This is a genomic window from Streptomyces sp. 2-1, assembly GCF_048564895.1.
GTDB classification, from domain to species: Bacteria; Actinomycetota; Actinomycetes; order Streptomycetales; family Streptomycetaceae; genus Streptomyces; species Streptomyces phaeochromogenes.
In genome coordinates this window covers 2,483,292-2,509,682 of the sequence record NZ_CP183383.1, presented here as the reverse complement: position 1 = coordinate 2,509,682, position 26,391 = coordinate 2,483,292, and the positions used below count along the sequence as shown (strand labels likewise).

Below are 26,391 nucleotides of genomic sequence, written 5' to 3'. Positions count from 1 at the left end.
CTCCGGCCTGCGCGACAGGCCGGAATCGGCTGTCGGCTAGAGGAACGTGTGGCCCTCTCCGCGATAGGTCGGGACCGTCGCCGTCACCGCGTCGCCCTCCACGAGTTGCAGCACGTCGAACCGCTCGCACAGCTCACCGGCCTTCGCGTGCCGGAACCACACCTTGTCGCCGATCAGCAGATCGTCCGCGGGCGAGCCGAGCAGCGGAGTCTGCACCTCGCCGGCCCCCTCCTGGGCGTCGTACCGCAGCCCCTCGGGCAGGTACGGCACGGGCGACCGGTCGGGACCCGCGGCACCCGACGCCGGGTAGCCGCCGCCGAGGACGGTCACCACGCCCACCCCCGGCCTGCGCACGACGGGCTGCGCGAAGAGCGCGGCCGGACGCCCGCTGAACGACGTGTAGTTGTCGAAGAGCCGCGGCTGGTACAGCCCGGACCCGGCCGCGATCTCGGTCACCGAGTCCTCGGCCGCGGTGTGCTGGACGCTGCCCGTGCCACCGCCGTTGACGAACTCCAGGTCAGGCACGACGGCCCGGACCGCCCGCACGACGTCCGCGCGGCGCTGCGCCAATTCCTTACGGGCCGTGGCCTGCATCAGCCGGATCGCACCCGACCGCAGCGGCCGCCCCTGCACGGAGTCGCCGACCCCCGCGATGTGCCCCTCGTAGGCCATGATCCCGACAAGCCGGAAACCGGGCCGACGGGCGATCGTACGAGCCATCTCTGCGACCTGGGCTGGGGAGTGCAGCGGCGAACGGCGGGCGCCGACCCGGACCCGACCGCCGAACATCTTCAGCGCGGTGTCCAACTCCAGGCACACACGCACCTCTTCGCGTCCGCCGTCCCGGGAGTCGTCGATCAGTTTCAGCTGCGCCGGGTCGTCGACCATGACGGTCACGGCGCCCGCGAGCTTCGGATCGGCGGCGAGCTCCGCGTACGCCTTGCGGTCCGCGGACGGATACGCGAGCAGTACGTCCTCGAAACCGGAGCGCGCCAGCCACAGCGACTCGGCGAGCGTGAACGACATGATCCCGGCGAAGCCGTCCCGGGCCAGCACGCGTTCGAGCAGCGCACGGCAGCGTACGGACTTGCTCGCGACGCGTACGGGCTTGCCTGCCGCCCTCCGGACGAGATCCTCCGCGTTGGCGTCGAAGGCCTCCAAGTCCACGATGGCGACGGGAGCGTCTAGGTGAGCGGTGGCCCGGTCGTAACGGGCCCGGTCTGCGGCGCGGGCAGTCATGGGCGAAGCCTGCCAGACCTGATTACCGCAGGGTAGGGGGACGTTCCGGGCAGATGCCCCGGGCCTGCCGACTGGTTCCCACTCGCACAGCGTCAACCCGTAGAGTGACGCGCACGCAAGCTGGGAACGGGTCCGGAGGGGATCCTTCGGCGGGCCGGTCGCCGGGGCCGAGGAAACGGGGGGTGCATGAGCACGGAAGCGCGCCGCGCCTCCATTCCTCCTCGCCCCTCGACGCCCCCCGAGCAGCCCTCGGCGGAGAGCGGACAGGGCGGACGAGACCAGTCCGAGCAGTCCGAGGGGTCTGGGGATACGGGAGACACGGGCAACTCGGGTACGCCCTCGGGCCGTGCCGACGCCGAGGCGCCCGGGAGCCCGGACCGCCGGCCCTGGCACGACGCCTTCAGCCCTGCGAGGTCGGGGCGTGCGCCGCACGAGCCCGGAACCGTGGGTGTTCCACGGTGGCCCGGAGCAACCGACGCCGACGACATGGATCCGCCGCCGAGGCGCACCCCCACGGACGTGCCGCTGAGGCCCGGCGGTGCGGTGCGCCCGGGCTCCGGCGCCCCGGGCGCACCGCACCGGCCGCACGCTTCGGACGGGACCGGACCCCGAGGTACGTCCTCGGCCGCGTCGTCCCGCTTCCCCAACCTCCGTCCCGCCGGCGACCGGCGACACGAACCGGAGACACCCCCGCCGCCGCCCGCTTCGGCACGCTTCCCGGACACCCCGCCGCCCGACACGGGTGCCCTGCCACGCGTGGAACGGACAGGGACGCCGTCCGTCCCGCAGCGTCCGGCGACCGGCCCACGCACCACCTCGACGGGCCCGACGAGTCCGGAGAACGCGGCTCGCCCGCCGCGTTCGGCCGGCGCCCCCGGGGCGACTCCGAGGCGTGCCGAACCGACAGGCGTTCCGCCACGTCCGGCGCGTGAACCCGGGGCGGCCCCAAGGCCCACCGACCAGGCCGATGTGCCACGGCGTCCGGCGACCGGGTCAGGGACGGGCGCGGGGCGTGCCGAGCGGACGGGCGTTCCGCCGCGTCCGGCGACGGAATCCGGGATGGGTACAGGGCGTGCCGAGCGGGCCGGTGCTCCGCCGCGCCCGGCGACCGGGTCCGGGGCGACCGCGGGGCGTACGGGTCAGACGGGCTTTCCGCAGCGTCCGGCGGGGGATCCGCAGGCTCCGAGGAGGAACGCCGAGGGCGCGGCCGGGGTCCCACCGCGTCCCGCGAACGCGCCGGGAGGGGCGGGAGCCGCCGGCCCGAACCCTCGGGCGACCGACGGTCCGTCGCGGCCCGCTGCCGAGCCCCGCAACTCGATGACGAACGGCGAGGGCAGGTCCGCCCCGCCGCGTCCCGCCACCGAGCCGAGGACGGCCAACGGCACACCGCCGGAGCAGCGGCCCGCCCCCGGTCTGCCTCTGCGCCCCTTCGCCCCACCGAGGCCGGAGTCCCCGGCGCCCCGGCCGAGCGCCACCGAGCCTCGGGTCGCGCCGCCGAGTGGGCCCGGTGCTGCCGAGCGCCGCGTTGCGTCGCCGAGCGGACCGGGTGCCGCTGAACGCCGAGTCGCGCCGCTGTCGGGGCCGGGCGCCGCTGAGCCTCGGGTTGCGCCGCCGAGTGGGCCCGGTGCTGCTGAGCCCCGGGTCGCGTCGCCGAGCGGACCGGGGGCCGCCGAACGCCGAGCCGCGCCGCTGTCCGGGCCGGGCACACCCGAGCGCCGGGTCGCGCCGCCGTCCGGGCCGGGTGCTGCCGAGCCCCGGGGCGCGTCGCCGAGCCGACCGGGTGCCGCCGAGCGCCGAGCCGTGCCACCGTCCGGGCCGGGTGCCGCCGAGCCCCGGCTCGCGCCGCCGAGCGGACCGGGCGCCGCCGAACGCCGAGCCGCTCCCTCCGGGCCGAGCGCCCCGGAACGCCCGGCCAGGCCGCCCGTGCCGCCGAGGCCGGGCATGTTCCATCCCTCCGCGCGGCGCACCGGTGCGCCCTGGGAGACCCCGTCGGAGACGACCACCAGGCTCCGGCCCGTTCCGGCCGAGCCGCCCGCGGCACCCAGCACCCCGCGCCGCCCAGACATTCACCTGTCCAGCTCGGCGGAGTCCTTCACGGACCCCACCCCGCACGTCGCCGAAGCCCCGGACCCGGCCCACCGCCCCTTCGTGTCCCTCGCGGCCCCCGACACGTTCGACAACGACACCGTCCGGCCGCACACGGGAGGCGGACGCCCGCGTCCCCGTCTCGCGGCCGTGGTGACCTGCGTCGTGCTGGGGCTCGGGCTCATCGGCGGTGCGGTGACGGGGAGTTGGCTGAGCGGTGACAGCGAGGGCGGGGCCGGAACACCGGACGCGTTCACGGCGGCCGGGGCCCTCTGGCACAGCATCCCCGTGGACGAACTCTTCCCGCCCACCGTCGACGGCCAGGGCGCGGGCCCGGGCGGCGCCGACCGCGCGTGGACCCGTATCGCCGTGGCCCCGGACAGCGGCTGCAAGGACGCCTTCGACCCGCTCCTGCGCAAGGCCCTCGCCCCCGCGGGCTGTCTGCGCCTCCTGCGCGCGACCTACACGGACGCCACCCGCAGCCATGTCACCACGGTCGGCCTACTGTTCACGAAGGCGGACTCCGCGGCCATGGGCACCCTGCGCGCCCGGTTCAACGCCCAGGGCCTCGACCGGCGGCGCGACCTCATGCCCCGCCCGTACGCGGCACAGGGCACCCTCGCCGCCGGGTTCGGCGACGCCCAGCGCGCGTCCTGGACCGTGTCGGTCCTGACCGACGCCCCGGTCGTCGTCTACGCCGTCTCCGGCTTCGCCGACGGCCGTACCTTCACCGAACCGCAGCCCGCCGAGGACGCGATGAACGCCGACGCCACCACGCCCGCCGCCCAGGGCGGCCTGGGCCACGACGCACAGGGCCTCGCCGACCGCATCGAGCGAAGCCTCCGGAAAACCGTCAACTCGGCCACGGAGAAGCCGTCATGACCCGCAGGGCCCTGCCCGGGAGGGGACTCGTGGTCGGCCTCATGGCCGCCGCCATCGCCCTCCTGCCCGCCACCGCCGCTCACGCCGACGGCATCCGCGCCAAGCAGTGGGCCCTGGACGCGATGCACACGCAGGAGGCGTGGCAGACGACGAAGGGCAAGGGCATCACCGTCGCCGTCCTCGACACGGGCGTCGACGACGAACACCCGGACCTCGAGGGCAACGTCCTCACCGGCAAGGACATGGTCGGCTTCGGTGCCGGCCGCGGCGACCGCCCCTGGGCCCGCCACGGCACCGCGATGGCCGGCATCATCGCCGGCCACGGACATGGCGTGGGCGACTCCGACGGAGTCATGGGCATCGCCCCCGAGGCGAAGATCCTCCCCGTCCGCGTGATCCTCGAAGACGGCGACTCCGCCCGCGGCAAGGCGCGCAACACCCGCGGCAACGCCCTCGCCGAAGGCATCCGCTGGGCCGCCGACCACGACGCCGACGTCATCAACCTCTCCCTCGGCGACGACTCCAAGTCCGCCCACCCCGAGGCCTCCGAGGACGCCGCCGTCCAGTACGCCCTGAAGAAGGGCGCCGTCGTCGTCGCCTCGGCCGGAAACGGCGGCGAGAAGGGCGACCACATCTCGTACCCGGCGGCCTACCCGGGCGTCATCGCCGCGACGGCCGTCGACCGCTACGGAACCCGCGCCTCGTTCTCCACCCGCCGCTGGTACGCCACGGTCAGCGCGCCCGGCGTCGACGTCGTCATCGCCGACCCGGACCGGAAGTACTACGAGGGCTGGGGCACGAGCGCCGCGTCCGCCTTCGTCTCCGGCGCGGTCGCCCTCATCAAGGCGGCCCACCCGGGCCTGTCCCCGGCCCAGATCAAGCAGCTCCTGGAGGACACGGCCCGCGATGCCCCCACCGGCGGTCGCGACGACTCCCGGGGCTTCGGCTTCGTGGACCCCGCGGCAGCCATCAAGGAAGGCGCCGACCTGAAGCCCGAGGGCCTGAAAGCGGCGGCCCACAACAACAAGTACTTCGGCAAGGGCCCCGACACCGCCAAGGAGGACAGGCCCACCTCGGCCTGGGTCGGCCCCCTGGCCGGCAGCACCGGCGGCGTCCTCCTGGTGGTGGCCGTCATCCTCTGGCGGGGCAGCAGAAAACCGACCAAGTCCCTTTAGGGCCAAGCCCCACGGACCCGCACATCCCCACCGGACCTCGCGGAAGCGTCAGTCCCCCTCAGCGCCAAAACAAGCCACCGCCGCCTTCGCCACGGCCTCCACCACCGAAACCCCCTTCTCCTTCGACGAGTTGCCGTCGGACAGGACAGCCACCAGATACTCCCGACCGCCCACACTCACCCGCCCCATGCTGTTGATGTCCCACAACCCGGTCGCACTCCGCGGCAACCACCCGTTCTTCAGGGCGAATTCAGAGGCCCCCGTGCCGGACGCGGCCGCAGACACCCCCCAGTCCTGCCCCACGGCGATCTCCCCCATGAGCCCGGCCAGATACGCCCGGGAACCCTCACTCAGCTCCGACTTCTCCCCGAACACCTGCCGCAACAAGGTGAGTTGATCGGCGGCCGTGGTCTGCGTGAGCCCCCACAACGCCCCGTCCCCACCCTCGGTGTCCCGCAGCCCGAACCGCTCGTTCGCGGCCCGCAACCCCTGCGCCTGCCCGATCGCCGTCCACAGGGCGGTCGCCGACGCGTTGTCACTGTTCCGGATCATCGCGGCGGCGTACGTCTTCTCCTGAGCGGTGAGCCCCCGCTCCGCGTCCTGCGCCCGCAACAGCAACGAGGCCAGAATGTCGACCTTCACGATGCTCGCGGTGTCGAACGCCCCGTCCCCGTACACCGCGCTCTCACCGGACGACACCTCCAGCACCGCCACCGACACCGCCGCCCCGTCCTCGACGGCCACGGCCTTCACCGCCTCGGCGAGCAGCGCGTCCCGGTCCACCGCGGGACTGGGCCTGGTCCTGGAACTGGCCGCCGCCGTGGGCACCGCCGAAGATTCCACCGTCGCCTCCATCGCCGTGGTCGCACCCGACGAAGCCTCCGCCCCGCGGGACACCGAGGACGATACGAGCCCCTCGCCATCGTGCGCCTGCGCCTTCACGTACAGGGTTCCCGAGGACGTGGCGCCCACGAGCACGACGGAGGCGACCGAGGCGTACAGGAGAGACCTGCGTCGGGACGGACGGCCACTGCACAGACGAGCCCGGTGGGGGAACATGCCGCGATCGTGGGCCCCGGCACTGTGCGCCCGGTTAGACGGATGTTAGAAGCGTGTCAGCGATCCCTGAGAAACCCGTGAACCCCGTGAACGACGGGTTACCGAGCGTCGCAAACCGCACGATCGGCCCACCGGACGGGCCGACGTTCCCCACCGGAGGGATCATCCCCGCCCACCGATAGGCTCGGTGCCCGTGGCGAACAAGAACATCCCCGACCCCGGCTTCTCCGACGACGACGGCTCCGCCGACCCCCGGCTGAGCGAGGCGCTCACGGCCTGGGCCGAGGACCGGTCGGCGCACGGCCCCGTCCTCGCCGCGCTCAAGGGGGCCCGGCTCCTCGTCCCGGTCGTCGCCGTGCTCGGTGAGGTCGAGGAGGACGAGAACGGGCTGCGCCGCGAGAAGACCAGCGACATGGCCGTCCCCACCCTCAAGGCCGGCAACAGGACGGCCCTGCCCGCCTTCACGTCCACCGAGTCGCTGGCCCGCTGGGACCCCGAGGCCCGCCCCGTCGCCGTACCCCTGCACCAGGCTCTCCAGGCCGCCGCCCACGAGAAGGCCGACACCGTCGTCCTGGACCTGGCGGGCCCCGTCCCGTACGAGCTCACGGGCCCGGCCCTGCTCGCGCTCGCCGAAGGGCGCACCACGACGGACCCGCTGGCCGATCCGGCGGTGGTCGAAGCGGTACGTGCCGCGGTCGCCGACGAGCCGCTGGTGCTCCGCGCCCATCTCGGCCCCGGCCGGGCCGACGGCACCCTCGCCCTCGTACTGGACCCGTCCGCGGCCCCGGCCGAGACCGCCCAGGCCGTCGCCCGCCGCCTCGCCGCGGACGAAACGCTGAGGGCCCGCCTGGTACGCGGCCTCGACCTGGCAATCCTGCCGGCCGAGGCGACGCCACCGGGCGAGCCCCTGTACGTACGCCAGTGACGGACGTACGCCACGGACAGCTGGGCGTACGTCGGAAAAGGGTGGTGACGGGCGGGTCAGCCGAAGACCGGGCCCGTGTACTTCTCGCCCGGGCCCTGGCCCGGCTCGTCCGGGACGAGTGACGCCTCGCGGAACGCCAGCTGCAGCGACTTCAGGCCGTCGCGCAGCGGGGCCGCGTGGAAGGAGCTGATCTCGGTCGCGCTCGCGTCGAGCAGCCCGGCCAGCGCGTGCACCAGCTTGCGTGCCTCGTCGAGGTCCTTGTACTTGTCGCCCTCCTCGGTCAGACCGAGCTTCACGGCGGCGGCGCTCATCAGGTTGACGGCGACCGTCACAAGGACCTCGACCGCGGGGACCTCCGCGATGTCGCGGGTCATGGCGTCGAAGTCGGGGTTCTCAGGAGGGGTCTCACTCATGCCCACACGATAGGCCCCGGCCCGTCGGCCCCCGTCCGCGGGAGCACTGTTCCCCCCTCCGCCTCCCTCCGCGGAACAGCCGGAGAACAGTGCATGCAGGCCGATTCGCACCACCCGGGGGGAGCTGCTAACCTTGTGTAACGACCGGCCGGTCACTCCTGTGCCCGGCCCGCAAGTGGAGGCTCCGATCTCCCACCCGACTGTCCTCCGGGACGGCGGGTCACCCGGTCAGGCGGCCACCATCGTTCCGTACGGACGATGGAGTCGCTGGATATGCGCCCCGTGGGTCACCGCGGCGGTGCTCCGGTCATTCTTGGAGCCACCGCCTGTGTCCTGTCCGGGGCATTTTTCATGCCGCGGCGGTTGGTCCAGTCAAAGAGACGTATGCGAGCTGTTTGCCAGACAGTCCGTGTGGTGCTATCCGAGGAGGATCCATCAGCACCGAGCCCCGCATCAACGACCGGATTCGCGTTCCCGAAGTGCGACTTGTCGGTCCCAGCGGCGAGCAGGTCGGGATTGTTCCGCTTGCCAAAGCCCTGGAGCTTGCGCAGGAGTACGACCTCGACCTGGTCGAGGTGGCTGCGAGCGCGCGTCCCCCGGTCTGCAAGCTCATGGACTACGGGAAGTTCAAGTACGAGTCGGCCATGAAGGCCCGTGAGGCGCGCAAGAACCAGGCGCACACGGTCATCAAGGAAATGAAGCTCCGGCCGAAGATCGACCCGCACGACTACGACACCAAAAAGGGTCACGTCGTCCGGTTCCTCAAGCAGGGCGACAAGGTCAAGATCACGATCATGTTCCGTGGTCGCGAGCAGTCCAGGCCGGAGCTCGGCTACCGACTGCTGCAGCGTCTCGCTTCGGACGTCGAGGACCTCGGGTTCGTCGAGTCCAACCCGAAGCAGGACGGCCGAAACATGATCATGGTTCTCGGTCCGCACAAGAAGAAGACCGAGGCTATGGCCGAGGCCCGTGAGGCTCAGGCGGCACGCAAGGCGGAGGCGAAGGCCAACCCGGGCAAGTCGCAGAACCACACGGGTGACGACATCCCCGACGGGGAGGTCGCCGACGCCGACACGGAGACCGCCGAGGCTCCGGCCGAGGCTTCCGCCGAGGCCTGATCCCGGGGCGAGAGTCCAAGGGGGTTCCCGGACGCGAGTCCGGGGACGTCAACCGATACACATGACGTTCCGTTGTGCCCGGTTTCACGACCGGGCACAGGAGCGCCACTGACGAGGAGAGAACGGCGCTATGCCGAAGAACAAGTCGCACAGCGGTGCCAGCAAGCGCTTCAAGATCACCGGCTCCGGCAAGGTGCTCCGTGAGCGCGCCGGCAAGCGCCACCTGCTCGAGCACAAGTCGTCGCGCGTGACGCGCCGCCTCACCGGCAACGCCGAGATGGCCCCGGGCGACGCCAAGAAGATCAAGAAGCTTCTCGGCAAGTGACGTTCGGGCGCCTCGGCGCCGTACGTCTGGACCGGGACCCAATCGAATTCGGGCCGTGTGACGACCACCACGGCCCCGCTACAAGGAGTTAACAAGTGGCACGCGTCAAGCGCGCAGTAAACGCCCACAAGAAGCGCCGGGCAATCCTCGAGGCGGCCAAGGGCTACCGCGGCCAGCGTTCGCGCCTGTACCGCAAGGCCAAGGAGCAGGTCACCCACTCCCTGGTCTACAACTACAACGACCGCAAGAAGCGCAAGGGCGACTTCCGTCAGCTGTGGATCCAGCGCATCAACGCCGCTGCCCGCCAGAACGGCATGACGTACAACCGCCTCATCCAGGGTCTGAAGGCCGCCAACATCGAGGTGGACCGCAAGATCCTCGCCGAGCTGGCCGTCAACGACGCCAACGCGTTCGCCGCGCTCGTCGAGGTCGCGCAGAAGGCCCTGCCGTCGGACGTCAACGCGCCGAAGGCTGCGTGACGCTGGCGCTGGCCTTGGCCGGACTAGCTTGTGGACCCGCTCGCCTCATGGCTTGCGGGTCCATATGTGTTTGCGCTGCGCTCGAAATGCCCCTGTGAAGCAAAAGGTGAACCCATGCCTGTCGGCCCCGAGCTGATCTCTCCTCGTTCCGCGCGTGTTTCCGCCGCCCGGCGGCTTGCGCGGCGGAACTTCCGGGGGAAGGAGCGGCTGTTCCTCGCGGAGGGGCCGCAGGCCGTGCGGGAGGCCGCCGGGCACCGGGGGGACGGTGGCGAGACGCTGGTCGAGCTGTTCGTGACGCCGGACGCCGCCGAGCGGTACGCCGACATCGTGGGGGAGGCCCGGGACGCCGGAGCCCGGGTGCACCTCGCCGACGAGGACGTGATCGCGGACATCTCGACGACCGTCACCCCGCAGGGACTCGTCGGGATCTGCCGGTTCCTGGACACGCCCTTCGAGGAGATCCTCAAGGCGGAGCCCAGGCTGGTCGCCGTACTCGCGAACGTCCGGGACCCCGGAAACGCCGGCACCGTCCTGCGCTGCGCCGACGCCGCGGGCGCCGACGCCGTCGTCCTCACCGACGCCTCCGTCGACCTCTACAACCCCAAGTCCGTACGGGCGTCGGTCGGTTCGCTGTTCCATCTGCCCGTCGCGGTCGGCGTCCCCGTGGAGCTCGCGGTGCAGGGGCTGAAGGACGCCGGGGTGCGGATCCTCGCCGCCGACGGAGCGGGCGAGGACGACCTCGACGACGAACTGGACAAAGGCACCATGAGCGGGCCCACCGCCTGGGTCTTCGGGAACGAGGCGTGGGGGCTCCCGGAGGAGACGCGTGCGCTGGCGGACGCCGTTGTGCGCGTACCCATTCACGGCAAGGCCGAGAGCTTGAACCTCGCGACGGCGGCCGCCGTATGTCTCTACGCGTCGGCTCGTGCACAGCGTGCCCGCCGTGCTGGTTCCTGAGGGGGTCCGTTCCGTCACTCCCAGCTAGTAGGGTGACGGGCTCGGGGGCCCTGCGCCAGACGAGAGGTGGGGTACGGGGATGAGTGTCGGCACGAGCGGTGCGAAGAGCGCACTGCGGGCACATGACGTGCGGAGCGCGCCCGCGTCCCGGCACGGTGATCTCACCGAGCTCGGCCTCGACCCCGACGAACTGCCCGACGGACTCGTGATCGCCGACGAGCGCGGCCGGGTCATCTGCTTCAACGCCGCCGCCGCCCGCATCACCGCCACGTCCGCCGCCGACGCCCTCGGCCGGCATCTGGAGTGGGCCCTGCCGTTAGAGGACCTCGAAGGCCGCCGCTGGTGGCAGCTGACCGATCCGTACGGCGGCCTGGCGATCCGGGTCGGACAGCCCGAGCGCAATCTGCTGCTCCCCGGGGGCCGGGAGGTCCTGGTCTCGGCACGGTACGTGCGGGTGCGGCCCACCGGCCCGATCCGCCGCGTCGTCGTCTCCCTCCGCGACACCGAGGCCCGCCGCCGCACCGAGCGCAGTCACGCCGAGCTGATCGCCACGGTCGCCCATGAGCTGCGCTCGCCGCTCACCTCCGTGAAGGGCTTCACGGCGACGCTGCTCGCCAAGTGGGAGCGGTTCACGGACGACCAGAAGAAGCTGATGCTGGAGACGGTCGACGCGGACGCCAACCGGGTCACCCGCCTCATCGCCGAGCTCCTCGACATCTCGCGCATCGACTCCGGGCGCCTCGAACTGCGCCGCCAGCCCGTCGACATAGGCGCCGCCGTCGGCCGGCACATCCAGGCGTACGTCGCCTCCGGCCAGTCGGCCGACCGCTTCCTGCTGCGCATCGGCCAGCCCCTGCCCGATCTGTGGGCCGACCCCGACAAGGTCGACCAGGTGCTCAGCAACCTGCTGGAAAATGCGGTGCGCCACGGCGAGGGAACCGTCACCATCGACGTGGAGCCCGCGCCGTCCCTCCGCGAAGGAGAGGACGCCTGCACGTCGGTCACGGTGAGCGACGAAGGCCCCGGCATCCCGGAGGAGTCCATGAACCGCGTCTTCACCCGCTTCTGGCGGGGCAGCAAGCGCGGCGGCACCGGCCTCGGGCTCTACATCGTCAAGGGCATCGTCGAGGCCCACGGCGGCACCATCACGGTCGGCCGCGCCCCCGAGGGCGGCGCACAGTTCCGATTTACGTTGCCCGTGGGCACCCCGGCGTACTTGCAGTAACGCCGAAGCGGCCCCACGGGCGCATTCGCATACCTCACCCCCGTTAGACTCGGCCTTTGGCACCTTTGCGTCCCCTTTTCAGGGACAGGGCGTCCCGCGAGTCGCGACGGGGACCGTTGGCCAACCAATCGGAAGCACGGGAAGAGATGTCGGCACCGAACAAGTCGTACGACCCTGTTGAGGTCGAGGCACTGAAACCGGAAGAGATCGAGCGCATGCGGGACGAGGCGCTCGCCGCCTTCGCCGCCGCCGGTGACCTCGACGCGCTCCAGGAGGCCAAGGTCGCCCACACCGGTGGCGCCTCGCCGCTGGCCCTCGCCAACCGCGAGATCGGCGCCCTGCCCCCGCACGCCAAGGCCGCCGCCGGCAAGCTCGTCGGCATGGCCCGCGGCGCGGTGAACAAGGCGCTCGCCGGCCGCCAGGCCGAACTGGAGGCCGAGCGCGACGCACGCGTGCTGGTCGAGGAGGCCGTGGACGTCACGCTGCCCCACGACCGCGTACCGCCCGGCGCCCGGCACCCGCTGACCACCATGATGGAGCGGGTCGCGGACGTCTTCGTGTCCATGGGATACGAGATCGCCGAGGGCCCCGAGGTCGAGGCGGAGTGGTTCAACTTCGACGCCCTGAACTTCGGCCCCGACCACCCGGCCCGGCAGATGCAGGACACCTTCTTCGTGCAGGGCCCCAAGGGTGCTGACAGCGACGGTGAGTCCGGTGTCGTGCTGCGCACGCACACCTCGCCCGTGCAGGCCCGTGCGCTCCTCGACCGGGAGCCGCCCGTCTACGTCGTGTGCCCCGGCCGCGTCTACCGCACGGACGAGCTGGACGCCACGCACACCCCGGTCTTCCACCAGATCGAGCTGCTCGCCGTCGACGAGGGCCTGACCATGGCCGACCTCAAGGGCACCCTGGACCACATGGTCCAGTCGCTCTTCGGCGCGGACATGAAGACCCGGCTGCGCCCGAACTACTTCCCCTTCACCGAGCCGTCCGCCGAGATGGACATGCTCTGTTACGTCTGCAAGGGCGAGTCCGTCGGCAACCCCGACCGCCCCTGCCGCACCTGTTCCAGCGAGGGCTGGATCGAGCTCGGCGGCTGCGGCATGGTCAACCCGCGCGTGCTGACCGCCTGCGGTGTGGACCCCGAGAAGTACAGCGGATTCGCCTTCGGGTTCGGCATCGAGCGGATGCTGATGTTCCGCCACAACGTCGAAGACATGCGAGACATGGTCGAGGGTGACGTCCGGTTCACCCGGCCGTTCGGGATGGAGATCTGATGCGGGTCCCGCTTTCCTGGCTGCGGGAGTACGTCGACCTCCCCGCCACCGAGACCGGCCGCGATGTGCAGGCCAAGCTCGTGTCCGCCGGTCTGGAGGTCGAGCGGGTCGAGCAGCTCGGCGCCGACCTCAAGGGGCCGCTCGTCGTCGGCCAGGTGCTGACCATCGAGGAGCTGGAGGGCTTCAAGAAGCCCATCCGCTTCTGCACGGTCGACGTCGGCACCGCCAACGGCACCGGTGAGCCGCAGGAGATCGTCTGCGGCGCCCGCAACTTCGCCGTCGGCGACAAGGTCGTCGTGGTCCTGCCCGGCGCCGTGCTGCCCGGCAACTTCGCGATCGCCGCGCGCAAGACGTACGGCCACACCTCGCACGGCATGATCTGCTCCGGCGACGAGCTGGGCATGGGCGACGACGGCAGCGGCGGCATCATCGTCCTGCCGCCCGAGCACGAGGTCGGCACGGACGCCGTCGAGCTGCTCGAACTCGTCGACGAGGTCCTCGACATCGCCGTCACGCCCGACCGCGGCTACGCGCTGTCGATGCGCGGCGTCGCCCGCGAGGCCGCGACCGCCTACGGCCTGCCGCTGCGCGACCCGGCGCTGCTCGACGTACCGGGCCCGAACGCGTTCGGCTACCCCGTGCAGGTCTCCGACCCGCAGGGCTGCGACCGCTTCACCGCGCGCACCGTCACCGGTCTGTCGCCGGAGGCGCGCTCCCCGATCTGGCTGCGGCGCCGCCTCCAGAAGGCGGGCATGCGCCCGATCTCGCTGGCCGTCGACATCACCAACTACGTGATGCTGGAGCTGGGTCAGCCCCTGCACGCGTACGACCGCTCCCGTGTCCAGGGCACGATCGGTGTGCGCCGGGCCGAGCCGGGCGAGAAGCTCACCACCCTCGACGGCACCAAGCGCACGCTGGACGCCGAGGACCTGGTGATCACCGACGACCGCGGGCCGATCGGCCTGGCCGGTGTCATGGGCGGTGCCAACACCGAGATCGACGACACCGAGGGCACCACCACCGAGGTCGTCGTCGAGGCCGCGCACTTCGACCCGATCTCCATCGCGCGCACGGCCCGCCGTCACAAGCTGGCCTCCGAGGCGTCCAAGCGCTTCGAGCGGGGCGTCGACCCGGAGGCCACGTCCGCCGCCGCCCAGCGCACGGTCGACCTGCTGGTCCTCCTCGCGGGCGGCACCGCCGACGGGGGCGTCACCGAGGTCATCGCGCCCTCGGCGCCGCGCACCATCAGCATCCCGGCGAACCACCCGGACAAGGTCGCGGGCGTCGACTACGGCCGCGAGACCGTCGTACGCCGTCTCCAGCAGGTCGGCTGCGACGTCTACGGGCAGGACGAGCTGATCGTCACCGTCCCGTCCTGGCGGCCCGACCTGACGGACCCGAACGACCTGGCCGAAGAGGTCATCCGTCTCGAGGGCTACGAGAACCTGCCCTCGACCCTGCCGAAGCCCCCGGCGGGCCTCGGCCTCACCGGCCGGCAGCGGCTGCACCGCAGGGTCGGCCGCGCGCTGGCCGGCGCCGGCTATGTCGAGGCGCTGAACTACCCGTTCATCGGCGAGCACGTCTTCGACCAGCTCGGCCTGGCCGCCGACGACCCCAAGCGCAGGGTCGTCAAGCTGGTCAACCCGCTCTCCGACGAGGAGCCCGCGCTCCGTACGACGCTGCTGCCGGGCCTCCTCCAGGCCCTGCGCCGCAACGACGGGCGGGGCTCGCACGACCTGGCGCTCTTCGAGACGGGCCTGGTCTTCCACCCGCAGGACGAGCTGCGCGTGGCGGTGCGGCTGCCCGTCGACCGCCGTCCCACGGACGAGGAGATCGCGTCGCTCACCGACGCGCTCCCCGTCCAGCCCCGGCACGCCGCCGTCGTCCTCGCGGGCGCCCGCGAGCAGGCCGGCTGGTGGGGCAAGGGCCGCCCGGCCGACTGGGCCGACGCCGTCGAGTCCGCACGCGCCCTCGCCCGCGAGTCGGGGACCGAACTCCTCGTGCGCCAGGGCCAGTACGGGCCGTGGCACCCGGGCCGCTGCGCCGAGCTCGCCGTCGTCGTCGACGGCGCCGAGCGGGTCATCGGGTACGCGGGCGAGCTGCACCCCCGTGTCCTCAAGGCCCTGGGGCTGCCCGCGCGCGCCTGCGCGATGGAGCTGAACCTGGACGTGCTGGAGCAGGCGAGCGCGGGGCTGCCCAAGGGCCCGCACGTGTCGACCTTCCCGGTCGCCACGCAGGATGTCGCGCTCGTCGTCTCCCGGGACGTTCCGGCGGCCGACGTCGAGGCCGCGCTCCGCGAGGGGGCGGGCGAACTGCTGGAGTCCATCCGGCTGTTCGACGTCTACGAGGGCGAGCAGCTCGGCGAGGGGCGGAAGTCGCTGGCGTACGCGTTGCGCTTCCGCGCGGACGATCGCACGTTGACCGTGGACGAGGCCTCCGCGGCGCGTGACGCCGCCGTTGCCCTCGCGGGTGAGCGTGCCGGGGCTGTTCTTCGGAGCTAGCTCTTTGCAAGTGGTGCCGGGGAACTGCGGGTTGATGGCTTGCTGCGGCTGCGTCGTGGCTTGTCGCGCAGTTCCCCGCGCCCCTTTCAGGGGCCCGTGGCTGGTCGCGCTCCCGCGGCGGAGCCGCGAAATTTCACAGCCCTGTGCCCCTTTCGGGGCGCTGTTCGTGTCACCTCACTCATATGGGTGACAAGTGTGGGCGATCCGGGCCGATCGGGGCAGGCGGTCGACAGAATCGACCCGGCCGAACAGGCCGGTGCCTGCGCTGAACAGGGCCTTAGGGGGGCCATCGGCATGATCCATACCAAGGCTGGGGGTCTCCGTCGGGCCGGTCCCGAGGCGAGCCACCGGACACGATGGCGGAAAACCGTATCCCGGACGCTCGGTCGCACACAGGCCGACAGACTGCGCCGCGCCCGGGCCCGCCGGCCGGGCCGCAGTGAGGCCCGCCGGCTCGGCCGGGATCAGCAACGACTGCGGCGGGTGCTGGAGATGGGGCTGCCCGCCGTGTGGGGCGCGGCGGCGATCACGTACAAACTGGCCTGTCCGCTCGCCCAGCAGAACGGGCTCGGCGCCCGGATCGCCAGCTGCGCCGTCTTCTTCGCCGTCGGCACGGGCCTGATGCTGCACGTCAGACGTGGGCTGCTGCGCGAACTCCGGCAGGTCCGCAAGGTCGCGGGGGCCGCGCAGGGCGCACTCCTTCGCCCGCTGCCGCCGCGCGTCGACGGGCTGAACATCGCGGCGGCGCAGTTCTCCGCCGACCGCGGGGCCAGCGTCGGGGGAGACCTGTACGAGGTGATCGGCACCGAGCACGGTGTGCGGATCGTGATGGGTGACGTCCGTGGGCACGGGCTCGCCGCCCTCGGTACCGTCGCCGCCGTGCTCGGCAGCTTCCGCGAGGCCGTCCACGACGAGGCCGAACTCGCGGGCGTACTGCGGAGGCTGGAGCGCGCCATGGCCCGGCATCTGCGGGAGCGCGCGAGGGCCGAGCACCCCTCGTCCGGGCTCGACCCCGACAACCCGGTCGCCGAGGAGTTCGTCACCGTGCTGCTCCTGGAGATCGGCCCCGACGGCGAGATGCGTGCCCTCAACTGCGGTCACCCGAGGCCGTATCTGCTGCGCCACCACGCGGAACCGGTCGGTGTACGAGGACAGGTGGAGCACCTCGCCGTCGGTGACCCGCTGCCTCCCCTCGGGCTCTTCCCGCTCCCCGCCGAGCTGCCCGTCGTCCGCTGCGGGCCCTTCCTGCCGGGCGAGGCACTGTTCCTGCACACCGACGGTGTCGAGGACGCCCGCGACGGCGCCGGCCGGTTCTTTCCGCTGGGCGCCGCGCTGGCCGAGGCCTCCCGCTCCCAGCCGCTCTCGCCCCAGTCCGTACTCCGCACGGTCTTCACCCAACTGCTGCGCCACGCGGGCGGATTCCCGACGGACGACGTGGCCGTACTGGTCCTGCGCAACGACCGTCAGCAGGGTCGGGCCCCCTTGGGGGCGCGGGGAACCGCGCGACAAGTCACGATGGACCCGCAGCCGACCAACCACCTTTAGTCATCCGGTGCTCGGTCGTCCGGCCCAACCCAGCAGAGCAACCCAGCCGAGCGACCCGGCGGAGCCGTCCGCCCCGCCACGGAGTGTCGGGCAGGCAGCTGGGCGGACGGCGCGAATCGGGCCGCCGCACTGTACGAGGGGGAGCCGGCGGCCCGGCCGGCCTCTTACGAGGCAATTCAGTCAACCGGGTAGCAACTCTCCGCAACAGCGCGCGTACTGCCCGGATTCGGGCACTCCGTTCACACCCCGTGTGAAGACGGAGGCGCTACGTTAAGCAGCACCGTCTGCACCGAGCCACCGGATGGCCTTCATGCAGCCCAACACTCTGCTCGACGCGATCCTCGACGAGGCCGGTGTCTCGCACGCGGGACTCGCGGCCCATGTGAACCAGGCAGGCCGGGCACGTGGCCTCGCACTCCGTTACGAACACACGGCCGTGGCGCGGTGGTTGAAGGGCCAGCGACCGCGCGGCCAGGTACCCGACCTGATCTGCGAGGTACTCGCCGGCCGGCTCCAACGGCCCGTCACACTCGACGACATCGGCCTCGGCGTGCCCGGCGAACCGGCCACCCCGCACGGCACGACGCTCTCGGGATTCGTGGAGCGCGCCACCGCGCTGTGGCGCTCCGACGAGCAGCAGCGCCCGCACATCCTCGGAGCCCCCGCCGTCACGGGCACGCCCGCCGTGATGCCCGTGTGGGAGTGGGAGAACCCGCCCGAGGACGTGGACGTCTCGCGCGGCGGACGGCACCGCGTGAGCATGTCCGACATCGAGATGCTGCGTGCCGCCCGCGCCCACTACGAGCAGATGTACCGCAAGGCCGGTGGCGTGGCGACCCGTACCCGCATCGTCGGTTTCCTCAACTCCGAGACCGCGCCGCTCCTCAGGGGCAGCTACACCGACGCCACCGGCCGCCAGCTGCACCGGGCCACCGGCGGCCTGGTGGCGATCGCGGGCATCTGCGCCTACGACTCCGACGCGCACGGACTGGCCCAGCGGTACTTCCACCAGGCGCTCAGACTCGCGAAGGCCAGCGGGGACAGAGGGCTTGGCGCCTATGTCATCGCGCTCCTCGTCAACCAGGCGCTCTTCATGCGCGAGCACCGGCAGGCGGTCGCCTTCGCGGAGGCCGCGCTGCGTGCCGCGGGACGGCACATCACTCCGGCGCTCGCGTCGGACCTCTACGCGATGCAGGCCAAGGCGTACGCACACCTCGGCGACGGCAGCAGCGCGCTGTCCTGCATCCGGCGTGCCGAGCAGGCCGCTGAGCGCATCCGGCGCGGCTACGAACCGGACGAGACCGGCTATGTCCAACCCGGTCTGGTGAACGTACAGGTGGCGGAGGCCCTCCTGAGCCTCGGCGACCTGTCGGCCGCGCGGGAGCACGCCGCGGCGGCCGTGGACAACCCGGCGCACGACCGGGGCAGGGTGCACCGGCTCGCCATGCTGAGCCAGATCGAACTGCGCCAGGGCAACGCCGACAAGGCGGTGGTCACCGCGGTCGAAATGGCGGAGCGGGCGCGAGGGATGGAGTCCCAGCGGCTGCGCGACAGACTGCGGGCGGTACGCGAACACCTGGTGGCCAACGGCTGCGCGGGCACCTCCGAGGCCGCTGAACTCATCGACGGAGCACTGCGCGTACCGCTCTAGACGTTCCAACCCCACCGCGGGGAGCCCCCGAGCCTCCCCGCGGTGGGCAACTCTGCGCCTACCGCCGCGCTGCGAGCGGCCTGCTGTGAGCCTGCTGTGAGGACGCTCCTGCTGCCATATTGCCATCTACTCGGCGGAAGGTGGCAGAAAAGTGCAGTGGACGAAACTGAACGAACAAACTGTGTACGCAAACCGCTGGTTCAGCGTCAATCTCGCAGATGTCGAGCTGCCGGACGGTCGGCACCTCGATCACTTCTTAATACGGCTGCGGCCCGTCGCCGTGGCCACTGTGGTGAATGAGGCCAATGAGGTGCTGCTGCTGTGGCGGCACCGCTTCATCACCGACAGCTGGGGATGGGAGCTTCCCGCGGGTGTCGTCGAGGACGGCGAGGACATCGCCGTCGCGGCGGCCCGCGAACTGGAGGAGGAGACCGGGTGGCGACCGGGACCCCTGCGCCATCTGATGAGCGTCGAGCCTTCCAACGGGCTCACCGACGCACGGCACCACATCTACTGGGCCGACGAGGGCGCGTACATCGGGCATCCCGTGGACGACTTCGAGTCGGACCGTCGGGAGTGGGTTCCCCTCAAGCTCGTCCCCGACATGGTCGCCCGCGGCGAGGTCCCGGCCGCCAATATGGCAGCCGCACTGCTCCTCCTGCACCATCTGAGGCTCGGGCAGGACGCTCTGCCCTGATCCCCCCCACCGCGTCCTGGGGCCTAGCGGCCCAGAGCCTGATAGACCGCCACGGCGAGTGCGCCCACGGCCGTGACGACCGCTACCGCACGCAGCGGCCAGCGGGTGTGTTCCAGGGTGACGATCCGTGCGCTCAGGTCGTTCACCTCCTTGGCGGTCTGTTCGGCGCGATGGCTGAGCAGAGCCAGGCCGCCCTCGACGCGGGCATGAGCCACATCGAGTTTGCGGCGTAACTCTGCGAGTTCTCCTTGGACCACGGGATGCTCCGGGTCGGCGGTCACGGGTCCGCTCCTTTCCGTAGTCGGCACATCCGCTTCATGCGCACGGAAAGTCAACTCGCCTGGTGGACACGTGGGGAGAGTGTGCGAGGGGCATATGCGAGCCCGCCGCGCACACGGTGTGTGAATGACGCGGGCCCGGCCCCCCGAAGGGAGCCGGGCCCGCGTCGGCCTGAGGTTGTACGGACAGTAGCCAAACCCCGTAAAACGAACCCGCGGGCGACGGACGACCCGCGGGAGCGCTCAGGCGTACGTGTAGAAACCGGAGCCGGACTTACGCCCGAGCCGCCCCGCGTCGACCATCCGCTGAAGCAGCGGCGGAGCGGCGTACAGCGGCTCCTTGTACTCCTCGTACATCGAGTACGCGACAGACGAAACCGTGTCGAGACCGATCAGGTCGGACAGCTTGAGCGGGCCCATCGGATGGGCACACCCGAGCTCCATGCCGTTGTCGATGTCCTCGCGGCTCGCCATGCCGGACTCGAACATCCGGATCGCGGAGAGCAGATACGGGATCAGCAGCGCGTTGACCACGAAGCCCGAGCGGTCCTGCGCACGGATCGCGTGCTTGCCGAGGATCTTCTCGACCAGCGACTGCGCCCGGCTGATGGTGCCCTCGGACGTGGTCAGCGCCGGGATCAGCTCGACGAGCTTCTGCACCGGGGCCGGGTTGAAGAAGTGGATGCCGATGACCTGGTCGGGACGCGACGTGGCGACCGCGAGCTTCACCAGCGGGATCGAGGAGGTGTTGGAGGCGAGGATCGCGTCCTGCCGGGTCACCACCTGGTCCAGCACCTGGAAGATCTCGGTCTTCACCTGCTCGTTCTCGACGACCGCCTCGATCACCAGATCGCGGTCGGAGAACTCGCCGAGGTCGGTGGTGAAGGAGAGCCGCGCCTGCGTGGCATCGCGCTCCTCCTCGGAGATCTTGCCGCGCTCGGCCGCCTTGGAGAGCGAGTTGTAGAGCCGGGTCCGGCCAATCTCCAACGCCTCACCGGTGGTCTCGGCGACCTTCACATCCAGGCCGGCGCGGGCGCACACCTCGGCGATGCCCGCCCCCATCTGGCCGCAGCCCACCACTCCGACGCGTTCGATGTCGGTCACATCGTCCCTTTCGCTCTCACTCGTCACTGGCCCGACAGGTTCCCGTCCGGTGCCTGTCACCGCCACGCACGTTACTCCGGAACTGCACACGATCGTCCGGCCGGGTCGGGCATGCTGTGCGGTGGAAACGGTCCGTGACCAGGCGGACCCGGAGTGTTTGGAGCGTGCGGCATGGGGCGTATGTCACGTCGGGGATTCGCGACGGCCGCGGCGGTCGGGCTGTCGGGACTCGTGACGGCGGGACTGACGGCGGCGGCGCGGATCTCCGGGGACGACGGGTCCGGTGGGGGCTCCGGAGGCGACGACTCCCGGCCCCGCAAGCGCCGTGCTCCGGGGGACGAGCTGCGCGGCATGTGGGTGGCGACCGTCGCCAACCGCGACTGGCCCTCGAAGCCCGGGCTGACCGCCGCCCAGCAGCGCACCGAACTGCTCGCGCACCTCGACCAGGCGGTGGCGCGCCGGCTGAACGCGGTGATCTTCCAGGTGCGGCCCACGGCCGACGCGCTGTGGCCCTCGCCGTACGAGCCCTGGGCCCAGTGCCTCACCGGCGTCCAGGGCAAGGCCCCCGGCTGGGACCCGCTCGGCACCGCGGTGAAGGAGGCCCACGCGCGCGGCCTGGAACTGCACGCCTGGTTCAACCCGTACCGCATCGCCAACCACACCGACCCGACGAAGCTCGTCGCCTCGCACCCCGCGCGCAAGCACCCCGACTGGGTCGTGCCGTACGGCGGGAAGCTGTACTACAACCCGGGTCTGCCCGAGGTCCGCACCTTCGTCCAGGACGCGATGCTCGACGCGGTGGAGAAGTACGCCGTGGACGCCGTGCACTGGGACGACTACTTCTACCCGTATCCGGTCGCGGGCCAGGTCTTCGACGACGACGACGCGTTCGCCGCGCACGGCGACGACTTCGCCGACCGGGCGGCCTGGCGGCGGGACAACATCGACCGGCTGGTGCTGGAGACGGCCGCCCGGATCAAGAAGGCCCGGCCGGGCACGAAGTTCGGGGTCAGCCCGTTCGGGGTGTGGCGCAACGCCACGACCGACTCACGGGGCTCGGACACCCGGGCCGGCGTGCAGACGTACGACGACCTGCACGCCGACACCAGGAAGTGGGTCCGGCAGGGCTGGATCGACTACATCGTCCCGCAGCTCTACTGGAACATCGGCTTCGCCGCCGCGGACTACGCGAAGCTGGTCCCCTGGTGGGCCGAGACCGCGCGCGGCAGCAGCACGAAGCTGTACGTCGGTGAGGCGCTCTACAAGGCCGGTGACCCCGCGCAGCCCGCGGCCTGGCAGGACGTGGCCGAGCTGTCCCGCCACCTCACCCTGGCGCGGAACCATCCCGAGGTACGCGGGCACGTCTTCTTCTCCGCCAGGGAAGTGGCGGCCGACAGCATCGGGGCCATGGCACGCGTGGTCGCCGACCACTACAAGCAGCCGGCGAAGCCCGCGCGCAGGGCCTAGTGGTTGGTGGCGGTGTCGTCGTGGTGCTGGACCACGCAGTCGGGGCCGGGTGACATGAGGGTCTCGTGGCCGTCCTCGAAGCGGACCCGGTAAGGGGGGCTGCCCTTCTGCCCGAGTACCTCGACGACTTCCGCGACCTTGTCGTGCTGTCCGACGATCCGGCCGTGCATCAGCAGTTGGTCGCCTACGGTTGCTTGCATCGGTAGGGCCTCCTCGTTCCGCACGGGAGTAGCGGTTGGTGGCCGTAATTCTACGGCGCGTGACGCCGGTTGATACCGGCTCGTACGGGCCGGTCAACCCCGGGCCCGTTGGGTGACGGCGATGCAGACGAGTACGGCCGCGGCCGTCAGCGGTGCGGCGGGTGTCAGGTGCTCGCCCAGGAGCAGTACCGACCACACCAGTGTGAGCAGCGGCTGGGCCAACTGCAACTGGCTGGCCTTCGGGATGCCGATCGCCGCCATGCCGCGGTACCAGACGACCAGGCCGACGAACTGGGAGCCCGCCGCGACCCACAGCAGCCCGGTCACGCTGTGCGCGGTCAGCTGTACGGGCTCGTACGACAGCGCGATCGCGGCGACGGGCACCGTCACCGGCAGGCACAGGACCAGGGCCCAGCCGATGACCTGCCAGCCCGGCATCACGCGGGCCAGCCGGCCGCCCTCCGTGTATCCCGCCGCGCAGACCAGCAGCGCCGCGAAGAGATAGGCGTCCGCGCTGGTCAGCGCGCCGCCGCTCTGCTGCACGGTGAACGCGATCACCACGGCCGCGCCCGCGGACGCCGCGACCCAGAAGGTGCGCGAGGGGCGGGTGCCGACGCGCAGGGCCGAGAACAGGGCCGTCGTGAGGGGGAGCAGCCCGACGACGACCGCGGCGTGTGCTGTGGTCGACGTCTGCAGGGCGAGGGTCGTCAGCAGCGGGAAGCCGAGCACGACTCCGGCGGCGACGACGGCCAGGCCCACCCAGTGACGGCGGCCGGGGAACGGCACCCGCAGGGCGAGCAGGCAGCCGCCCGCGATGACGGCCGCCAGGACGGTCCGTACGGCGACGAGTGACCAGGGGCCGAACCCCTCGAGACCCCAGGCGGTGGCCGGGAAGGTGAGGGAGAACGCGGTGACGCCGAGGGCGGCCTGGAGAGTGCCGGCCCTCGCGGCGGAGCCCCGGCCCGTGGCGGGCCGATCGGATCCGGGGGCGACGGGCACCGCTATCGCGGTCTGCGCAGTAGCGCTATCCTGTGCTCTCATGCAAGAGCGTAGCAGTGTCGGTGATCTGGCGAATCAGCTGAAGAGTGAGCTGAACCGCTACTCTCCAGGTGGAAAGCTGCCGTCGAGCCGGGCCCTCGTCGAGCGGTTCCGGGTGAGCCCCGTGACCGTGTCCCGGGCGCTGGCCCAGCTGGCCGCCGAGGGGCTGGTGGTCACCCGGCCCGGAGCCGGCGCGTTCCGGGCCGCGCCGCGCGATGCCGGGCCGACCGTGGGGGACACCTCCTGGCAGGAGGTCGCGCTGAGCGCCGACTCCGCCGCCGAACTCGTACCGCGCACGGTCGACGCCTCAGCGGTGGTCGCCACGCTCGCCGCCCCGCCGCCGGGAGTCGTCGAGTTCAACGGCGGCTATCTGCACCCCTCGCTCCAGCCGGAGCGGGCGATGGCCGCCGCCCTGTCCCGGGCCGGCCGCCGCCCCGGCGCCTGGGGGCGTCCGCCCGTGGACGGGCTCCCGGAGCTGCGCGAGTGGTTCGCGCGGGGCATCGGAGGTGCCGTCACCGCCGCCGAGGTGCTCATCACGGCGGGCGGCCAGTCCGGGCTGACCACCGCACTGCGGGCGCTCGCCCCGCCCGGCGCCCCGGTCCTCGTCGAGTCGCCCACCTACCCCGGCATGCTGGCGATCGCCCGCGCCGCCGGCCTCAGGCCCGTGCCGGTGCCCGTGGACCGGGACGGTGTGAAACCGGCGCTGCTGGCCGACGCGCTGAGGGCGACCGGCGCCCGCGTCTTCGTCTGCCAGCCGCTCTTCCAGAACCCGACCGGCGCGGTGCTCGCCCCCGAGCGGCGCGGCGAGGTCCTGCGGATCGCACGCGACGCGGGCGCGTTCGTCATCGAGGACGACTTCGTACGCCGACTCGTGCACGAGGACTCGGGGCCGCTGCCGCGTCCGCTGGCCTCGGAGGACCCCGACGGGGTCGTCGTGCACGTCTGCTCCCTCACCAAGGCGACCTCGCCGAGCTTCCGCGTGAGCGCGCTGGCCGCGCGCGGCCCCGTACTGGAACGGCTGCGGGCGATCCAGGTCGTCGACACCTTCTTCGTGCCGCGCCCGCTCCAGGAGGCGGCCCTCGAACTCGTCGGCTCGCCCGCCTGGCCACGGCATCTGCGTGCCGTGTCGACCGAGCTGAGGAACCGCCGCGACACGATGACCGCCGCACTCCGTCTGAACCTCCCCGAACTCGCCCTGCCGCACATCCCGTCCGGCGGCTACCACCTGTGGCTCCGCCTCCCCGACGGCACGGAGGAACAGGCCCTGTTCACCGCCGCGCTCCGCTCGGGCGTCGCCGTCACCCCGGGCCGCCCCTACTTCAGCGCCGAACCCCCGGCCGCCCACCTCCGGCTGAGCTTCGCGGCGGTGGCAGGGACGGCGGAGATCGCAGAGGGCGTACGGAGACTGCGGGCGGCCTGTGACGAGGTGCTCCGGGCCTGAGCCGGGCCCGGCTCAAGCCCGCCTCGGACCCGGCTCAGGCCCGGCGATCCGATGGCGCCGGGTCTTCGGTGATCCACCGTGCGTGAGCATTCCGTAAGCGCTGCGGATCACCTCTTGACCTGCGGAGTCCCGCACTCCACGATCGCCGCATGCATGTTCGGGTCACGCTGGTCGCCGCCGCCCGCAGTTCCTCGCTGCTCGCCGAGCGTTTCGACGACGACCGGCCGCTGGACCAGGCCGGCTGGGGCGAGGTGCAACGCGTCGCGCACATGCTGGTGCCGCTGGCGGTGGCCGAGCTGCGGTACTGCTCGCCGACTCCGCGCAGCCGGGCCACCGGTGACGCGCTGGGCCTCGCGCCGCTGGCCCAGCCGGCCCTGCGGGACTGCGACATGGGGCGCTGGCGCGGGCTGACCCTCGGCGAGGCGATGGCCCGCGAACCCGAGGCCGTGGACGCCTGGCTCGCCGACCCGTACTCCGCGGCGCACGGCGGGGAATCGCTGGTGGAGTTCATCCAGCGGGTGGGCAGCTGGCTCGACACCCGCCCTGCCGACGACGGGGGACGCATCGTCGCGGTGGCCGAGCCCGCCGTCGTACGGGCCGCGCTCGTCTACTCCCTGAAGGCGCACCCGTCGGCGTACTGGAACCTCGACGTCCGCCCCTTGTCGACGGCCACGCTCACCGGGCGGGCCGGGCGCTGGAACCTCCGCTTCGAGGCGCAGTCCGAACGTCTCTAGTCCTGCCCGGGCCCTTGCTCCGAGTCCCGCGTGTAGTCCGTCGTGAGGAGCAGGTCCTTGGCGGGGCCGCCCACCCGCCACACCGTCCGCCAGTGGTCCGCGTCCTGGACGGTGAACTCGCCCCGGTAGAGGTCCGCCGCGCACGGATGGTCGGTGACGTGGTGCCCGGAGGTCAGGTCCAGGTCGTGGAAGGGACGGCCGTCGGCGAACCGTACGTCGGCCCGGCCGGCTCCGTCGCCGTCCGCCAGGAACCGCAGGGTGCGCTCGGCGGGGCGGGCCACGTCCTGCCACACGAAGGTGCCGGACTCGTGGTGGAGCAGCCCCTTCTCGTCGTCGAGCGGCTCGAACACCGTCACCCCGCTGAACGAGCCCCGGGCCCCGCTCGCGAGATCCCGCACGGAACGCTCCACGTGCCAACTGCCCGCCAGATACGCCAACACATCGGTCACCGGCCAGTATTCGGACATCCCCTCCGCCTCCCCGGCCTCTCCTGCGCAATCCATTGACGTGCTCCTGCCCTCTACCTATCTTGCCGTTCGAAGTATTGATCAGCGTCCGATATCTCGAACGAACTCT

Annotated in this window: 24 protein-coding genes and 1 pseudogene; 16 read left to right on the top strand and 9 right to left on the bottom strand. The window is 72.0% G+C overall.

What is annotated here, in order from left to right; all coding sequences use genetic code 11:
• Nucleotides 1-36 precede the first annotated feature (36 nt).
• Together ACN20J_RS11070 and ACN20J_RS11065 are read right to left on the bottom strand one after the other, a co-directional pair.
• Nucleotides 37-1,239, bottom strand: a complete 1,203-nt coding sequence (locus ACN20J_RS11070; protein WP_189839970.1) for an amino acid deaminase/aldolase — start codon at nt 1,237-1,239, stop codon at nt 37-39.
• A 1,139-nt stretch (nt 1,240-2,378) separates the two neighbouring features.
• Nucleotides 2,379-3,182 carry a hypothetical protein gene (locus tag ACN20J_RS11065; RefSeq protein ID WP_419665803.1) on the bottom strand — a complete coding sequence of 268 codons (804 nt, stop codon included), beginning with the start codon at nt 3,180-3,182 and terminating at the stop codon, nt 2,379-2,381.
• Here ACN20J_RS11065 and ACN20J_RS11060 point away from each other — a divergent pair.
• Both ACN20J_RS11060 and mycP read left to right on the top strand, forming a co-directional pair.
• The gene (locus ACN20J_RS11060) at nt 3,181-4,206 is read left to right on the top strand and encodes a hypothetical protein (protein ID WP_419665802.1); all 1,026 of its coding nucleotides are present in this window, start codon (nt 3,181-3,183) and stop codon (nt 4,204-4,206) included. The two genes, ACN20J_RS11065 and ACN20J_RS11060, sit on opposite strands and share 2 nt — an antisense overlap.
• Nucleotides 4,203-5,381, top strand: a complete 1,179-nt coding sequence (mycP, locus tag ACN20J_RS11055; protein ID WP_361909301.1) for a type VII secretion-associated serine protease mycosin — start codon at nt 4,203-4,205, stop codon at nt 5,379-5,381. Before ACN20J_RS11060 ends, mycP begins: the two co-directional genes overlap by 4 nt.
• 48 nt (nt 5,382-5,429) lie before the next feature.
• Here the strand turns inward: mycP and ACN20J_RS11050 are convergent, their stop codons facing one another.
• Nucleotides 5,430-6,440: a hypothetical protein gene (locus ACN20J_RS11050; protein ID WP_419665801.1), complete on the bottom strand. Its 1,011-nt coding sequence runs from the start codon at nt 6,438-6,440 to the stop codon at nt 5,430-5,432.
• A gap of 193 nt (nt 6,441-6,633) precedes the next feature.
• Here ACN20J_RS11050 and ACN20J_RS11045 point away from each other — a divergent pair, with 193 nt between their 5' ends.
• Nucleotides 6,634-7,365, top strand: a complete 732-nt coding sequence (locus ACN20J_RS11045; protein ID WP_189839967.1) for an SseB family protein — start codon at nt 6,634-6,636, stop codon at nt 7,363-7,365.
• A 56-nt stretch (nt 7,366-7,421) separates the two neighbouring features.
• Here ACN20J_RS11045 and ACN20J_RS11040 read toward each other — a convergent pair whose 3' ends face one another.
• Nucleotides 7,422-7,778 (bottom strand): DUF1844 domain-containing protein, encoded by a 357-nt coding sequence (locus tag ACN20J_RS11040; protein ID WP_361891638.1) that lies wholly within the window; start codon nt 7,776-7,778, stop codon nt 7,422-7,424.
• Nucleotides 7,779-8,187: 409 nt separating this feature from the next.
• Between ACN20J_RS11040 and infC the strand changes: the two are divergent.
• The 10 genes and pseudogenes from infC (at nt 8,188) to ACN20J_RS10990 (ending at nt 19,553) form a co-directional block, all read left to right on the top strand.
• Nucleotides 8,188-8,896, top strand: a pseudogene (infC, locus tag ACN20J_RS11035) (translation initiation factor IF-3).
• A gap of 130 nt (nt 8,897-9,026) precedes the next feature.
• Nucleotides 9,027-9,221 carry a 50S ribosomal protein L35 gene (gene rpmI, locus ACN20J_RS11030; RefSeq protein ID WP_019065473.1) on the top strand — a complete coding sequence of 65 codons (195 nt, stop codon included), beginning with the start codon at nt 9,027-9,029 and terminating at the stop codon, nt 9,219-9,221.
• 95 nt (nt 9,222-9,316) lie between these two features.
• Nucleotides 9,317-9,700, top strand: a complete 384-nt coding sequence (gene rplT, locus ACN20J_RS11025; RefSeq protein WP_007457565.1) for a 50S ribosomal protein L20 — start codon at nt 9,317-9,319, stop codon at nt 9,698-9,700.
• A gap of 114 nt (nt 9,701-9,814) precedes the next feature.
• Nucleotides 9,815-10,657, top strand: coding sequence for a TrmH family RNA methyltransferase (locus tag ACN20J_RS11020; protein WP_189839966.1), 843 nt, complete (start codon nt 9,815-9,817; stop codon nt 10,655-10,657).
• A gap of 79 nt (nt 10,658-10,736) precedes the next feature.
• Nucleotides 10,737-11,882 carry a sensor histidine kinase gene (locus ACN20J_RS11015; RefSeq protein ID WP_190229329.1) on the top strand — a complete coding sequence of 382 codons (1,146 nt, stop codon included), beginning with the start codon at nt 10,737-10,739 and terminating at the stop codon, nt 11,880-11,882.
• A gap of 146 nt (nt 11,883-12,028) precedes the next feature.
• The gene (pheS, locus tag ACN20J_RS11010) at nt 12,029-13,159 is read left to right on the top strand and encodes a phenylalanine--tRNA ligase subunit alpha (RefSeq protein ID WP_190229328.1); all 1,131 of its coding nucleotides are present in this window, start codon (nt 12,029-12,031) and stop codon (nt 13,157-13,159) included.
• Nucleotides 13,159-15,660 (top strand): phenylalanine--tRNA ligase subunit beta, encoded by a 2,502-nt coding sequence (gene pheT / locus ACN20J_RS11005; RefSeq protein ID WP_189839963.1) that lies wholly within the window; start codon nt 13,159-13,161, stop codon nt 15,658-15,660. The genes pheS and pheT overlap by 1 nt, the downstream gene beginning before the upstream one ends.
• 492 nt (nt 15,661-16,152) lie before the next feature.
• Nucleotides 16,153-17,205, top strand: a complete 1,053-nt coding sequence (locus ACN20J_RS11000; RefSeq protein WP_419665800.1) for a PP2C family protein-serine/threonine phosphatase — start codon at nt 16,153-16,155, stop codon at nt 17,203-17,205.
• A 310-nt stretch (nt 17,206-17,515) separates the two neighbouring features.
• Nucleotides 17,516-18,856: a hypothetical protein gene (locus ACN20J_RS10995; protein ID WP_055613930.1), complete on the top strand. Its 1,341-nt coding sequence runs from the start codon at nt 17,516-17,518 to the stop codon at nt 18,854-18,856.
• A 151-nt stretch (nt 18,857-19,007) separates the two neighbouring features.
• Nucleotides 19,008-19,553 carry an NUDIX hydrolase gene (locus ACN20J_RS10990; RefSeq protein ID WP_055613886.1) on the top strand — a complete coding sequence of 182 codons (546 nt, stop codon included), beginning with the start codon at nt 19,008-19,010 and terminating at the stop codon, nt 19,551-19,553.
• Between the two features lie 23 nt (nt 19,554-19,576).
• Here the strand turns inward: ACN20J_RS10990 and ACN20J_RS10985 are convergent, their stop codons facing one another.
• On the bottom strand, nt 19,577-19,834 hold the full coding sequence (locus ACN20J_RS10985; RefSeq protein WP_055613885.1) for a hypothetical protein: 258 nt from the start codon (nt 19,832-19,834) through the stop codon (nt 19,577-19,579).
• A gap of 240 nt (nt 19,835-20,074) precedes the next feature.
• On the bottom strand, nt 20,075-20,935 hold the full coding sequence (locus ACN20J_RS10980; RefSeq protein ID WP_055613884.1) for a 3-hydroxybutyryl-CoA dehydrogenase: 861 nt from the start codon (nt 20,933-20,935) through the stop codon (nt 20,075-20,077).
• Between the two features lie 171 nt (nt 20,936-21,106).
• Here ACN20J_RS10980 and ACN20J_RS10975 point away from each other — a divergent pair, with 171 nt between their 5' ends.
• On the top strand, nt 21,107-22,402 hold the full coding sequence (locus ACN20J_RS10975) for a glycoside hydrolase family 10 protein (protein WP_419665799.1): 1,296 nt from the start codon (nt 21,107-21,109) through the stop codon (nt 22,400-22,402).
• Here the strand turns inward: ACN20J_RS10975 and ACN20J_RS10970 are convergent.
• Both ACN20J_RS10970 and ACN20J_RS10965 read right to left on the bottom strand, forming a co-directional pair.
• The gene (locus ACN20J_RS10970; protein WP_361891618.1) at nt 22,399-22,602 is read right to left on the bottom strand and encodes a DUF1918 domain-containing protein; all 204 of its coding nucleotides are present in this window, start codon (nt 22,600-22,602) and stop codon (nt 22,399-22,401) included. The genes ACN20J_RS10975 and ACN20J_RS10970 overlap by 4 nt on opposite strands.
• 93 nt (nt 22,603-22,695) lie before the next feature.
• Nucleotides 22,696-23,643, bottom strand: coding sequence for a DMT family transporter (locus tag ACN20J_RS10965; protein ID WP_419665798.1), 948 nt, complete (start codon nt 23,641-23,643; stop codon nt 22,696-22,698).
• Between ACN20J_RS10965 and ACN20J_RS10960 the strand changes: the two genes are divergently transcribed.
• Both ACN20J_RS10960 and ACN20J_RS10955 read left to right on the top strand, forming a co-directional pair.
• Nucleotides 23,537-25,081, top strand: a complete 1,545-nt coding sequence (locus tag ACN20J_RS10960; RefSeq protein WP_419665797.1) for a PLP-dependent aminotransferase family protein — start codon at nt 23,537-23,539, stop codon at nt 25,079-25,081. The genes ACN20J_RS10965 and ACN20J_RS10960 overlap by 107 nt on opposite strands.
• A gap of 149 nt (nt 25,082-25,230) precedes the next feature.
• Complete coding sequence (locus ACN20J_RS10955) at nt 25,231-25,815, top strand: histidine phosphatase family protein (protein ID WP_190229321.1); 585 nt, start codon at nt 25,231-25,233, stop codon at nt 25,813-25,815.
• Here ACN20J_RS10955 and ACN20J_RS10950 read toward each other — a convergent pair.
• A complete protein-coding gene (locus ACN20J_RS10950) occupies nt 25,812-26,282 on the bottom strand; it encodes a DUF6314 family protein (protein WP_190229320.1) in 471 nt (156 codons plus the stop codon). The genes ACN20J_RS10955 and ACN20J_RS10950 overlap by 4 nt on opposite strands.
• Between the last annotated feature and the right edge of the window lie 109 nt (nt 26,283-26,391).